Annotated in this window: 12 protein-coding genes; 4 read left to right on the top strand and 8 right to left on the bottom strand. The window is 69.9% G+C overall.

Translation table 11 applies throughout. The features are described from left to right. Window positions 1-17 precede the first annotated feature (17 nt). Entirely contained in the window at window positions 18-2063 is a 2046-nt protein-coding gene (locus ACZ4N5_RS11135; protein WP_467757115.1) for an NAD(+) synthase, read from the bottom strand. 174 nt (window positions 2064-2237) lie between these two features. Continuing rightward, window positions 2238-4178, bottom strand: coding sequence for a S53 family peptidase (locus ACZ4N5_RS11130; protein WP_467756820.1), 1941 nt, complete (start codon window positions 4176-4178; stop codon window positions 2238-2240). A 304-nt stretch (window positions 4179-4482) separates the two neighbouring features. Here ACZ4N5_RS11130 and ACZ4N5_RS11125 point away from each other — a divergent pair, with 304 nt between their 5' ends. Both ACZ4N5_RS11125 and ACZ4N5_RS11120 read left to right on the top strand, forming a co-directional pair. Further along, complete coding sequence (locus ACZ4N5_RS11125; protein ID WP_467756819.1) at window positions 4483-4983, top strand: SigE family RNA polymerase sigma factor; 501 nt, start codon at window positions 4483-4485, stop codon at window positions 4981-4983. After that, the gene (locus ACZ4N5_RS11120) at window positions 4980-5615 is read left to right on the top strand and encodes a hypothetical protein (protein ID WP_467756818.1); all 636 of its coding nucleotides are present in this window, start codon (window positions 4980-4982) and stop codon (window positions 5613-5615) included. The genes ACZ4N5_RS11125 and ACZ4N5_RS11120 overlap by 4 nt, the downstream gene beginning before the upstream one ends. Before the next feature lie 213 nt (window positions 5616-5828). On the opposite strand, the gene ACZ4N5_RS11115 is transcribed toward ACZ4N5_RS11120, so the two are convergent. After that, entirely contained in the window at window positions 5829-6452 is a 624-nt protein-coding gene (locus ACZ4N5_RS11115) for a DUF305 domain-containing protein (protein ID WP_467756817.1), read from the bottom strand. Next, the gene (locus ACZ4N5_RS11110) at window positions 6449-7120 is read right to left on the bottom strand and encodes a DUF3105 domain-containing protein (RefSeq protein WP_467756816.1); all 672 of its coding nucleotides are present in this window, start codon (window positions 7118-7120) and stop codon (window positions 6449-6451) included. Before ACZ4N5_RS11110 ends, ACZ4N5_RS11115 begins: the two co-directional genes overlap by 4 nt. A gap of 209 nt (window positions 7121-7329) precedes the next feature. Here ACZ4N5_RS11110 and ACZ4N5_RS11105 point away from each other — a divergent pair, with 209 nt between their 5' ends. Next, window positions 7330-7764 carry an RrF2 family transcriptional regulator gene (locus tag ACZ4N5_RS11105; RefSeq protein ID WP_467756815.1) on the top strand — a complete coding sequence of 145 codons (435 nt, stop codon included), beginning with the start codon at window positions 7330-7332 and terminating at the stop codon, window positions 7762-7764. 52 nt (window positions 7765-7816) lie between these two features. On the opposite strand, the gene ACZ4N5_RS11100 is transcribed toward ACZ4N5_RS11105, so the two are convergent. Together ACZ4N5_RS11100 and ACZ4N5_RS11095 are read right to left on the bottom strand one after the other, a co-directional pair. Continuing rightward, window positions 7817-8350, bottom strand: coding sequence for a hypothetical protein (locus ACZ4N5_RS11100; RefSeq protein ID WP_467756814.1), 534 nt, complete (start codon window positions 8348-8350; stop codon window positions 7817-7819). Window positions 8351-8474: 124 nt separating this feature from the next. After that, a complete protein-coding gene (locus ACZ4N5_RS11095; RefSeq protein ID WP_467756813.1) occupies window positions 8475-9680 on the bottom strand; it encodes a globin domain-containing protein in 1206 nt (401 codons plus the stop codon). Between the two features lie 326 nt (window positions 9681-10006). On the opposite strand from ACZ4N5_RS11095, the gene glnA reads away from it, so the two are divergent. Next, window positions 10007-11368 (top strand): type I glutamate--ammonia ligase, encoded by a 1362-nt coding sequence (glnA, locus tag ACZ4N5_RS11090; protein ID WP_467756812.1) that lies wholly within the window; start codon window positions 10007-10009, stop codon window positions 11366-11368. Window positions 11369-11530: 162 nt separating this feature from the next. Here the strand turns inward: glnA and ACZ4N5_RS11085 are convergent, their stop codons facing one another. Both ACZ4N5_RS11085 and ACZ4N5_RS11080 read right to left on the bottom strand, forming a co-directional pair. After that, window positions 11531-11662, bottom strand: coding sequence for a hypothetical protein (locus ACZ4N5_RS11085; RefSeq protein WP_467756811.1), 132 nt, complete (start codon window positions 11660-11662; stop codon window positions 11531-11533). 345 nt (window positions 11663-12007) lie between these two features. Further along, the gene (locus ACZ4N5_RS11080) at window positions 12008-12199 is read right to left on the bottom strand and encodes a hypothetical protein (RefSeq protein ID WP_467756810.1); all 192 of its coding nucleotides are present in this window, start codon (window positions 12197-12199) and stop codon (window positions 12008-12010) included. Window positions 12200-12316 lie beyond the last annotated feature (117 nt).

Below are 12316 nucleotides of genomic sequence, written 5' to 3'. Positions count from 1 at the left end.
GCTGCGTCGCTGAACGGTCAGCCCTCCGCCTCCGGGAGGTCGAAGCGGGCCAGGTCGCGCAGCCAGGTGCGGGCCGAACTGTCGGACGGCGCGCGCCAGTCGCCGCGCGGTGAGAGCGAACCACCGGCCGAGACCTTCGGCCCGTTCGGCATGGCCGAGCGCTTGAACTGCGCGAACCCGAAGAATCGGCGGCAGAACACGTCCAGCCAGCGCCGGATCTCCGGCAGGTCGTACGCGACCCGCTCGGCCTCGGGGAAGCCCGGCGGCCAGGCACCCGCGCCCTGGTCGTGCCACGCGTGCCAGGCCAGGAAGGCGATCTTCGACGGCCTGAAGCCGTAGCGCAGCACGTGGAAGAGGGTGAAGTCGTGCAGGGCGTACGGGCCGATCTTCGACTCGGTGGACTGCATCTCCTCGCCCGGTACGAGCTCCGGGCTGATCTCCGTGTCGAGGATCGCTGCGAGCGTCCGGTCGGTGTCCTCGCCGAACTGGTGGCTGCCGATGACCCAGCGGATCAGATGCTGGATCAGTGTCTTCGGCACACCCGAGTTGACGTTGTAGTGACTCATCTGGTCACCCACGCCGTACGTGGACCAGCCGAGCGCCAGCTCCGACAGGTCACCGGTCCCGAGCACGATGCCGCCACGCTGGTTCGCGAGCCGGAACAGGTAGTCGGTGCGCAGTCCGGCCTGCACGTTCTCGAAGGTGACGTCGTACACGGGCTCGCCGGAGGCGAAGGGATGGCCCATCTCGTCCAGCATCAGCCGGGCGGTCGGTGTGATGTCCAGCTCGGCCGCGGTGACGCCGAGGGAGCGCATCAGCTCGTGCGCGTTGCCCTTGGTGTGGTCGCTGGTGGCGAAGCCGGGCAGGGTGAAGGCGAGGATGTCGCTGCGCGGGCGGCCCGCCCGGTCCATCGCGCGGGCGGCGACGATCAGCGCGTGCGTGGAGTCCAGACCGCCGGACACCCCGATGACCACCTTCGGGCCACCGATCGCCGCGAGCCGCTGCTGGAGCCCCGCGACCTGGATGTTGTAGGCCTCGTAGCAGTCCAGGGCCAGCCGGTCGGGGTCCGCGGGCACGAACGGGAAGCGCTCGACGCGGCGCCGCAGGCCCAGGTCGCCGGTCGGCGGGTCGAGCCGGAACGACAGCGTCCGGAAATCGGCGGTGCGGGCGGTGTGGGTGCGCCGGTTGTCGTCGAAGCTGCCCGTCCTGAGCCGCTCCTGCCGCAGCAGGTCGAGGTCGACGTCCGCCACGGCGAACTGGTCGTCGAGCGGGAAGCGGTCGGACTCGGCCAGCAGCGTCCCGTTCTCGTAGATCATGGTCTGGCCGTCCCAGGACAGGTCGGTGGTCGACTCGCCCAGACCGGCCGCCGCGTACACGTACGCGGCGATGCAGCGTGAGGACGCCGAACGGCACATCAGCTTGCGGTCCTCGGCCCGGCCGACGGTGATCGGGCTGCCGGAGAGGTTGGCGAGGACGGTGGCGCCCGCCAGGGCCGCTTCGGCGCTCGGCGGCACCGGCACCCACATGTCCTCGCAGATCTCCGTGTGCAGCACGAGGCCCGGGACGTCGTCGGCGGCGAACAGAAGGTCCACGCCGAACGGCACGGACTCACCGCCGACCCGGATCGTGCCGCCGCGCTCGTCGTCGCCCGCGGCGATCTGCCGGCGTTCGTAGAACTCCCGGTAGTTCGGCGGGTACGACTTGGGTACGACACCGAGGACCCGGCCACGGTGGACGACGACCGCGCAGTTGTAGACCCGGTTGCGGTGGCGCAGCGGGGCGCCCACGACCAGGACCGGCAGGAGTCCCGCCGACCCCGCCACCACCGTTCGGAGCGCCTCCTCGACCTGGTCGAGCAGCGCGTCCTGGAGCAGCAGGTCCTCGATCGAGTAGCCGCACAACCCCATCTCCGGGAAGACGGCGACGGCGACACCCTCCCCGGCGCATCTGCGCGCCTGGCGCAGGACCGCCTCGGCGTTGGCGTGCGGGTCCGCGATGACGGTGTGGCCCGTGCAGGCGGCGACGCGTGCGAAGCCGTGCTGATAGAGCGACCGGAAGTTCAGAGGAGGCACCCGGCCAGTGTAATCGTCAGAGCGACGCGATGGGGTGGCGCGGGGTGTGTGGCGGACCACCCTCCACGGCAGACGTCAGGTGCCGGGATGTCCTGCGGGTCCGGGAAGAACGTGCGATGCGCCCGCCTCCACTGGAGAGGCGGGCGCATCGTCCGTGACAACGGGTCAGCGGCGGCTGAACGAGTCGACGTAGCCCGGGGCGGGGGAGCCCACACCGGTGACGTCGTCGTAGCCCTTCACGGCCGACAGCGAGCTGTCCTTGCCGAGGCTGCGGACGGAGACGACCTGACCGCCCGCGGCGTCGAAGCCGTTCGCGAAGTCGACGCGCGCCACGGCGAGTCCGGAGCCCGTGGGGTTGTCCGTGACGTCGTGGTACGCCTTCGAGCCGAACTTGGAGTAGATCGACGGGTTGGCGAAACCGATGGCCTTGCCGCCGCCCGCCTCCTGGGCGAGCGCCTGGACGGCCGCGATCACCGGAGCGGCCAGCGAGGTGCCGCCGATCCGGTACTCGCTGTACTGCTCCGTCCCGTCCGGGAAGGTCTGCGTCTGGCCGACCTTGAAACCGGTGTTGGGGTCGGCGATCGCCGAGATGTCCGGGACGACCCGGTTACCCGCGGCGTTGTTGGCCTTGGCCAGCGCGTTCGGGACGACACCCTTCTGGTAGAAGGGCTCCGCCACGGTCTTGCTGGTGCCACCGCCCGCACCCGAGGTGAACGCGCCCGGGAACCCGGTCCAGCTCTTGCCGTCCGTGGACAGCGCGGCCTTCTCGGTGCCCCAGCCGGTCTCCCACAGGTACTTGTCGCCCTTGCCGACCGCCAGCGAGGTACCGCCGACCGCCGTCACCCACGCCGAGTTGGCCGGGGTGTCGACCTGCTTCGTCCCGGTGTTGGCGACCTCGTCACCGTTGTCACCGGAGGAGAAGTAGAAGCCGATGCCCTCGACCGCGCCGAACTGGAAGGTCTGGTCGTAGGCGGCAGCCAGGTCCGGGGTCTGGTTGGCCTCGATGTCGCCCCACGAGTTGGAGACGATGTCGGCCAGGTGCCCGTCGACGATCTTGTTGAGCGAGGCGAGCAGGTCGTCGTCGTAGCAGGACGCGGCACCCACGTACGTGATGCTCGCGCCCGGCGCGACCGCGTGCACGGCCTCGACGTCGAGGGTCTCCTCGCCGTACCAGCCGGCCGCCCCGCACTCATCGGTCTTCGTGTACTTCTTCGGCAGCACCTGACGCAGCTGACCGCTGGTGTACGCGGCGTCGCCGTGCTTCCCGGCGTAGGTGGCCGCGTCGAAGGCGATGGTCGGCGAGGCGTACGCGTCGGTGATGGCGACCCGCACGTTCTTGCCGGTACGCGTGCCCGCTCCGTACGCCGCGCGCAGCTGCTTGCCGGTGTACCCCTGGACCGCGTACGGGATCTTCGTTCCGTACGCGTCCGGCAGGGTGCTCGCGATGTTCGAGCCGTAGTACGAGGAGAACGGCCCGGAGTTCTTGAACACCGCGTCCGGAGGCGGCAGTTGATCGGCGTGCGTCGCCTTGTGCGGAGCGTTGTCCAGGCCGGTGACGGTCAGGACGGCGCCGTTCAGGGCGGCAGGCGCGGAGGCCGTCTTCGACGGCGCCCGGTAAGTCTTCTTGCCCTTGGTGTAGTTGTGCAGCTGGGTACCGAACGCCTTCTCGGCGGCGGCGACGTCGCCGGTCACCGAGACGTAGTGCTGCGTCGTTCCGGTGACCTTCAGGCCCGCCGACTTGAGCCAGTTGGTCACCGCGGTGACCTGGGCCTTGGTGGCGCCGAAACGTGCCTGCGCCTTCTTGGCGCTGAGGTATTTCCCGTACGAAGCCGAGTGCGGGTCGGACACGGACCTGGCGTATGCCGCCAGACCCTTGGCATCCCGTCCGGCGTAGTACACCCGGGCCGAGACCTGGGAGCTGTCGGACGCCGCTCCCTTGTCCGCCTTGGCGGTCGCCCACGCGGGCCTGGTGCCCGCGAGAGTGTCCCGGCTCGGGCCGTCCGTGGCGTGGGCCGCGGGTATGCCGAGCGCCAGCGCACCGGCGAGCAGTGGCAGTGTCGCCGCCAAGCTCACTCCGGCGCGCGCGGTGGCGCGGTTGGATCTCATAGAACCCCCTGCGATGCGGTTCGTCGCATGTAGTGGTTGGTCGGTGATCCACGCGAGAGCCTCACGCCCTGTCAGAGCGTGAGGAATGGATCACAGATGGGGGTCACTCTTTCGGTGAACGGTTCATGCCAGGGGAATGAAAAAGCCAAGGAAAGACCAAGTGGCCGCGATTGGCGATCATTTGGGATGGTTTGAAGTGGGCCCTTGCTCAAGGTCGAGGGTTTTCCCTCTATGCCGTTCCGGGCTCTGTAAAGAGGTGCCCGGCTTCCGTAAGCGGATCGAGTCCCCGCGGCGTGTTGGTGGTGTGAAGCAGCTGGAGTTCGAAGAGTTCTACCGGAGCGGGCGGGACGTCTGCCTGCGGGCGGTCCTCGCCGCGGTGGGCGACCGTCAGCTGGCCGAGGACCTCGTGGCCGAGGCGTTCGCCAGGGCCTGGGCGGGATGGCCCCGGGTCCGCGGCCATCCCGCCCCCCGCGCGTGGATCGTCCGGACGGCGCTCAACACCCGTATCTCGTGGTGGCGTCGGCGCCGGCACGAGGTCGCGCTCGGCGACCACGACGGCCGGGACACCACGGCCGCGGAGTCCGGCGGCGCCGGACTCGACCCCGCGCTGCTGGCCGTACTGCGCGAACTGCCGCGCAGACAGCGGGAGGTCGTCGCCCTGCGGGTCTTCCTCGACCTCGACACGGCGACCACGGCCAAGACGCTCGGGATCGCTCCCGGAACCGTCACCGCCCATCTGGCACGGGCCGTCGGGACACTCCGCGGCCATCTCGTCACCCTCGACACACCGGAGGCAGGATCATGAACGGAACCGACGACAGGGACGTCCTGGACGCACTGAAGGGCTCCCTCGACGACATCACGATGGCGGTGCCCGTCGAGCGGATCGTGGCCGAGGGCCGCTCGGTCCGGCGGCGGCGCCGGCGCGTGGCCGTCGCGGCCGTGGGCGCCATGGCGGCCGCGGGCCTCGCGCTCGGCGCGCCGGGTTACGGCCACCCGTCCACCGCGCCGCCCACGGGCGGGAACACCGAGGCCGTCGCGTTCACCGTCGCCAAGCGGTCGGACGGCACGGTCGCGGTGACCTGGACCAAGGAGCAGTACTTGAAGAACCCGGCGGGACTCCAGAAGGCGCTGCGCAGGGCGGGATTCCCCGTCCTCGTGAAGACCGGAGTGTTCTGCAAGGGCCCGGACGACCACACACAGGTCGACAAGCACGGCTCGGGAGCGGGGGTCGACAAGGTCGTCGAGCGGGAGCGGCGCGGCGACGGCACCGTGGTCTTCATCTACGACCCGGCGGCGATGCCCGCCCACACCCAGCTCTTCATCGGCTACCTGAACAAGGCCCAGCTCGCCGTCACCCACGGCCGGCCCGGCTCGATGGAACGGCTCGTCCCGACCGACGCCGTCCTGAAGTGCGGTACGGACTGGCGCGGTTGACCATGCGGCGGAGGGGGTGAACGGGTCCGGGGCAGCGCCTCGGACCCGTTCCGCACACCCGTCCGCCGGGCGGACGCGGGGCACTGCTCGCGCTGCGCGGGCCGGGCGACACCGCCGCCGGCGACGCCGCCGCACCCACCGGCCGGCCGCGCTCCGCGACGGCACACCGCGCTCGCCGTCGCCGGGCGGACGCGCCCAGGCTCCGGGCCTGTCCTAGTCGCGCGCCTTCGCCCCCCGCTCCTTCAGCATGTCCGCCATCATCTTGATCTCCGACTGCTGGGCGTCGACCATGCCCTGTGCGAGCCGTTTCTCCACGCCGACGGTGCACTTGGCGACACAGCCCTCGGCCATGTGGATACCGCCCTTGTGGTGGTCGGTCATCAACTGGAGGTAGAAGACCTCGGCCTGCTTCCCGTTGAGCGTGCCGAGCCGCTTCATCTCGGTGTCGGTGGCCATGCCCGGCATCAGCGAGCCGTCCTCGCCGGACGCCATGTCACCCATGCCCATCCAGGTCATCGGCGCGGCCGAGGACACCTTCGGCAGCTCCCACAGGTCGAGCCAGCCGAGCAGCATGCCGCGCTGATTGGCCTGCGTCTGCGCGATGTCGTACGCGAGACGCCGTACCTCCACGTCCTTGGTGCGGTCCCGCACGATGTACGACATCTCGACGGCCTGCTGGTGGTGGACCGCCATGTCCCGGGCGAAGCCCGCGTCCGCCGAGTCCGCGGCGGGAGCCCGCGTCCCCGAGTTGTCGCCGTCGGCCACCGCGTACGTGATCGCCCCGGCCGCGACGAGCACGGTCGCCGCGGCGCCCGCGATCCATCCGATGTGCCTCACTGGGACAGACCGTTGGTGCAGGCCGCGCCGGGCTCGGGCGTCTGCTTGCCCTGCACGAACTCCGCGAAGAACGCGTCGACGTTCTTGTCGCTCGCGCCGGTCACCGTGCGCTGCTTGCCCCAGGCGCTCAGCATGATCGGGTCCTTCTGGTCCTCGACCGGGCTCATCAGCGTGTACGGGGTCTTCTTGACCTTCGCCGCGAGCGCCTTCACATCGGCGGCGGACGCCTTGCTGTTGTACGTCACCCAGACCGCGCCGTGCTCCAGCGAGTGCACGGCGTTCATGTTGTTGACCGCCTTGGTGTAGACGTCGCCGTTGCAGTTCATCCAGACCTGGTTGTGGTCACCGCCGACCGGCGGCTCCATCGGGTACGTCACGGTCTTCGCGACGTGGTTGCGCGCCAGCGTGCCCTTCCAGGTCTTCACCCCGTCCGCGCCCGTGACGAAGTGCCCCGACGCCGCCTTCGAGTCGCTCGCCGTGTCCTTCTTGCCGTTGTCCGACTGCGACCGGAGGAGCACGACACCACCGGCGACGAGACCGGCGACGACGACCGTACTGGCGGCTATCACGAGGATCCGGTTGCGCCGTTCACGGGCGCGCTCGGCACGGCGCAGCTCCTCGATGCGTGCCTTGCGCGTTCCGGTGCTGGTGTTCTTGGCGGAACCCATGGTGAGTCCTTCATCGGGATGGGACGGTCGGGTTCGCCGATCGTAATCGGGAAGGGTGGGGCGTCGGCAGGGAGGGCGCGGGATTGGCCGAAGAAGGGGGTGGCGGACTGGGGCGGGGTGCGCTCGGCCCGCGGTCGGCCGAAGGGCGTCCGACGGGGGGACGGCCAGAAAATTTGAACCGGAGATGCGCATTACCTACGCTGTCGGGTATGCGGTTGTTGCGATCCACCGACCTGGCCCTTCGCGTCCTGATGCGACTGGCCGTCGTCGGCGACTCGACGCCCACCACGCGCGAGGTCGCGGACGACATGCGCGTCCCCTACACGCACGCCGCCAAGGTCGTCGCCGAACTCCAGCACCTCGGGCTGCTCGATGCCCGGCGCGGCAGGGGAGGCGGTCTCACGCTCACCGAGAAGGGGCGCGGGGAGTCCGTCGGCGCGATCGTGCGCTCCTTCGAGGGCGACGGCGACGTCGTCGAATGCGAGGGGGCCACGCCGTGCCCGCTCCTCTCCGCGTGCCGGCTGCGGGGTGCACTGCGGCGGGCCCAGGAGGCCTTCTACGCCTCACTGGACCCGCTGACGATCGCCGATGTCGTCGCCGATCCGACCGGGCCCGTGCTGCTCGGCATCAGCCGCAGGCCTTAGCGGTGTCCAGCCGACCGGTCGTGCCCGCTTCCTGACCTGCCCCTGCGCCCGCTCAGTCCCCATCGCGCGGAACCGGGCCGGGCGGGCCGGGTCGTCCCGGTCCCGCGCCCGCCTCTGCCTCCGCCGACGCGCCCGGCTCCGTTCCCGCCGCCTCCGCGCCGGGCGCGGTCTCCGGGGCAGGCACGCAGACCGGCGCGCGGGTATGGCGGGGACTGCGGGACGCGGGCATGGCGGGGACTGCGCGGCGCGGGCGGCACCTCCGGTCAGGACTGGTGTCCGCGGCTTTCATGGAGCTGGGGGCGTCGGCGATCGTGGTGCGGTACAGGCTCAGCTGCGGCTTCAGCAGGAGCGCGCCCGAGCCGAGCGGGAAGTCGTGCGGGTCGGCGTCGGGCATGTGGTCGTCGCCGTCGGCCAGGAAGTTCAGTTCGTCGATGCCGGAGACGGTGCCGGTGGTCGCCCCGCTGGGGCCGAGGTCGATGACGGCGTAGGCGGTCTGCCCGGTGTACCCCGGGTAGGCGGGGGCCCCGCCGAGCCCGCTCGGGACCGGCGGCTTGACGATCTTGCCGCGTCGTGACCGTGCGCACACGGTTGTCGGCAGGCGCCGGCGATCAGGTGCGACGCTGCCGCGTGCCGCTGGCTGTTCGGCGAGGGGGAGCGGGGTCCGGTGCGTGCCCGGACCCCGCTCGCTGCCGCGTCTCCCGACGATGGCCCTAGGACTGGGCCAGCCAGAGGTCCGGTCCGAACACCTCGTAGTGGATGTCGCAGGCGGGCACGCCCTTCTCCAGGAGCTGGGTTCGTACCGCGCGCATGAAGGGGAGCGGACCGCAGAGGTAGGCGTGCGTGCCGGGCCGCACGGTCACTCCGGAGAGGTCGACCAGACCGGTCCGCTCGGCGGGGTGGCCCGGCTCGGGCCGCTCGTACCAGAAGTGGGTCTCCGCGTCGGCGAGCTTGCCCGCGAAGGCCTCGTGGTCGGCGCGCAGCGCGTGCTCGGCGGGGGAGCGGTCGGCGTGCACCACGGTGACGGGGGCCTTGTGGCCGCTGATCGTCAGCTGCTCCAGCATGGCGATCATCGGGGTGACGCCGATGCCCGCGGAGGCGAGGAGGAGGGGGGCGTCCGTGTCGTCGAGGACCAGGTCGCCGTACGGCGCGGAGACCTCCAGGACACTGCCCTCGCGGACGTGCGCGTGCAGATGGTTGGAGACCTCGCCCTCGGGGCTCGTCATGCCGGCGTTCTCGTCCGCGCGCACCCGCTTGACGCTGATCTGGCGCACCGGGGAGCCGGGCGCGCTGGAGAGGCTGTACTGACGTATCTGGCGGGCGCCGTCCGGGAGTTCCACGCCGACGGAGACGTACTGGCCCGCACGGAAGTCCGGCAGGGCGTTGCCGTCGGCCGGGCGGATCCGGAAGGTGGCGACGTCGGCGGTCTCCTCGACGCGCTCGGTGACCACCCAGGCGTGCAGGGCCCCGTCGTCCGCGTTCTCGTCGTACAGGCGCTTCTCGATGGCCATCAGGGCGTTCGCCATGAGCCAGTACACCTCGTCCCAGGCGGCGGCGACCTCCGCGGTGACCGCGTCGCCGAGCACCTCGACGATGGCGGCGAAGAGGTGCTCGTGCACGACCTTGTACTGCTCGGGCGCGACGCCCAGGGAGGCGTGCTTGTGGGCGATGCGGCTCAGCATCGCGTCGGGCCGCTCGTCGGGGTGTTCGACCAGATGGGTGGCGAAGGCGGCGATGGATCCCGCCAGGGCCTGACGCTGGGTGCCCGCCGCCTGGTTGCCGCGGTTGAACAGGTCACGGAGCAACTCGGGGTGGGCCGTGAACAGTCCGGCGTAGAAGCGCTCCGTGATCTCGCCGATGGCGGCGCCGACGACGGGGAGGGTCGCGCGCACGGTGGAGGCGGATTGTTCGGACAGCATCAGGACTCCTCAAAGCCAGGGCGGGAACGGTGGGTTGCGCCCCCTATCTGCCCCGCACACTATTAAAACTTGCATCTGAGATGCAAATTAAAGCCCGCGCGACGAGAGAGTGCCGGTCGGCTCTTACGGGTGCGCGTGTGAGCAGGCAGTATGTGCGGCAGAGCAGGACACCTGCCGTACGCGAGGCGTTCAGACCGAGGTCGCCCGGCCGATCATGGTCCGCAACGCGCATGAAATGGTGTTGTGGTGGGATGCTCAGGTGCGCCGATCGTCTTCGAGGCGTGGGAGCAGGCGGCCTGACCAGCAAGGATGGGTGGAAGCGGAAGATGGACAAGCAGCAGGAGTTCGTGCTCCGGACACTGGAGGAGCGTGACATCCGGTTCGTACGTCTGTGGTTCACGGACGTACTCGGCTTCCTCAAGTCGGTGGCAGTGGCCCCGGCGGAGCTGGAACAGGCCTTCGACGAGGGCATCGGCTTCGACGGCTCGGCCATCGAGGGCTTCGCCCGCGTGTACGAGTCGGACATGATCGCCAAGCCGGACCCGTCCACCTTCCAGGTGCTGCCCTGGCGCGCAGAGGCCCCCGGTACGGCCCGGATGTTCTGCGACATCCTCATGCCGGACGGCTCCCCGTCCTTCGCGGACCCGCGCTATGTCCTCAAGCGCGCCCTCGCCAGGACCTCGGACCTGGGCTTCACCTTCTACACCCACCCCGAGATCGAGTTCTTCCTGCTGAAGGACCGTCCGCTGGACGGCTCGCGGCCCACCCCCGCCGACAATTCCGGCTACTTCGACCACACCCCGCAGAACGTCGGCCAGGACTTCCGGCGCCAGGCCATCACGATGCTGGAGTCGATGGGCATCTCGGTCGAGTTCAGCCACCACGAGGGTGCCCCCGGCCAGCAGGAGATCGACCTGCGCTACGCCGACGCGCTCTCCACGGCCGACAACATCATGACCTTCCGGCTGATCATGAAGCAGGTCGCGCTGGAGCAGGGCGTCCAGGCCACCTTCATGCCGAAGCCGTTCTCGGAGTACCCGGGCAGCGGTATGCACACGCACCTCTCCCTCTTCGAGGGCGACCGCAACGCGTTCTACGAGTCCGGCTCGGAGTACCAGCTCTCCAAGGTCGGCCGCTCCTTCATCGCAGGCCTCCTGAGGCACGCCGCGGAGATCTCCGCCGTCACCAACCAGTGGGTCAACTCCTACAAGCGCATCTGGGGCGGCTCGGAGCGCACCGCGGGCGCCGGCGGCGAGGCCCCCTCGTACATCTGCTGGGGCCACAACAACCGCTCCGCCCTCGTGCGCGTGCCGATGTACAAGCCCGGCAAGACCGGCTCGGCGCGGGTCGAGGTCCGCTCGATCGACTCGGGCGCGAACCCGTACCTCGCGTACGCGCTGCTCCTGGCCGCCGGCCTGAAGGGCATCGAGGAGGGTTACGAGCTCCCGCCGGGCGCCGACGACGACGTCTGGGCCCTCTCCGACGCCGAGCGCCGGGCCATGGGCATCGAACCCCTCCCGCAGAACCTCGGCGAGGCGCTGGCCCTCATGCAGCGCAGCGAACTCGTCGCCGAGACCCTCGGCGAGCACGTCTTCGACTTCTTCCTGCGCAACAAGAAGGCGGAGTGGGAGGAGTACCGCTCCGAGGTCACCGCCTTCGAGCTGCGGAAGAGCCTGCCGGTGCTGTAGGCGCAGGTCAGAGGCGTTTTTTGGCGTCCAGTACGCGGGGCCCACGGTCGGTGACCGTGGGCCCCGCGGCTGTCCTCACGACCCCTGGGCCGTCTGTGGAGCACCGACGCGCAGAAGTGCCTCAGTGCGTGCGTCCCGTGCTCTCGTGCCGCCTGGAAGCGCTCACCCGGTTCGGTAGCGGTACTCCCGCTCCTTGTCGCGCTTGGGCGGAGCGAAGACGAGCCGCCTTCCACTGGCGACCTCGACCTGATAGCCGATGTGCAGCCAGCCGGTGTCAAAACGGATTCTGGCCACGAAGACCAGGCTTTCAATTCCGACAGGGCCCGGATGTCCTACCGCTCTAGGCGGTGGTGCGCGCCTCTGGCTCAGATGCTTTGCTCTGCGCATGCAGGCTGTCTACGCAAGTCTTGTAGCTGTGTTCGGCACGCTACTTGGAGCAGTGACCACCTATGCATTCCAGCGCCGTGCAGCGGAGCCCGCACGCGCAGCTCCCGGGCGGATCGCCTGCGCGAAGACCGGCTGGCTGCCTACAGCGCCTTCGCGGAAGCTGTGACGGACTATCGGAGCAGCCAGTATCGGCGTTGGGAGCTCATGCAACTCGATCCAGCGAGCCCCGAATCGACAGCGGCGACACTCGAATCACACCGCCTGCGCGGCGTCACTCGACAGATTCGCTGGCGCATGCAACTCCTTACTGACGACCAGGAGCTCGTGCGCCTTGCGGACGCGGCAGTCATCGAGGCCAGAGACGTGGGTTCGGCTGATGATGTGGCTGACCGCAAGAGCAGACATGATCTCACCGGCGTAGCGGTCGAGCGGTTCATTCTTCATGCGGCCACGCACGTGCGCTGACCCAGTTCTCAATCATGAGACGGCAGAGTGCGACTGACCACCGGCAACTGACCACCGGCCCAGCCCTCTGTCTCGCTTTCCGTCTCATTCGGTCGG

It is taken from the genome of Streptomyces sp. NPDC026500, assembly GCF_055567635.1.
Note: the sequence above shows the minus strand (reverse complement) of the source record. Positions and strands in the feature narration are given on the sequence as shown.

Excerpts from the sequence above, each read along its gene's own strand:
- ACZ4N5_RS11130 (WP_467756820.1), bottom strand. The coding sequence starts at position 4,178 with ATGAGATCCAACCGCGCCACCGCGCGCGCCGGAGTGAGCTTGGCGGCG.
- ACZ4N5_RS11120 (WP_467756818.1), top strand. The coding sequence starts at position 4,980 with ATGAACGGAACCGACGACAGGGACGTCCTGGACGCACTGAAGGGCTCC.
- ACZ4N5_RS11110 (WP_467756816.1), bottom strand. The coding sequence starts at position 7,120 with ATGGGTTCCGCCAAGAACACCAGCACCGGAACGCGCAAGGCACGCATC.
- ACZ4N5_RS11105 (WP_467756815.1), top strand. The coding sequence starts at position 7,330 with ATGCGGTTGTTGCGATCCACCGACCTGGCCCTTCGCGTCCTGATGCGA.
- ACZ4N5_RS11095 (WP_467756813.1), bottom strand. The coding sequence starts at position 9,680 with ATGCTGTCCGAACAATCCGCCTCCACCGTGCGCGCGACCCTCCCCGTC.
- glnA (WP_467756812.1), top strand. The coding sequence starts at position 10,007 with ATGGACAAGCAGCAGGAGTTCGTGCTCCGGACACTGGAGGAGCGTGAC.
- ACZ4N5_RS11080 (WP_467756810.1), bottom strand. The coding sequence starts at position 12,199 with ATGAAGAATGAACCGCTCGACCGCTACGCCGGTGAGATCATGTCTGCT.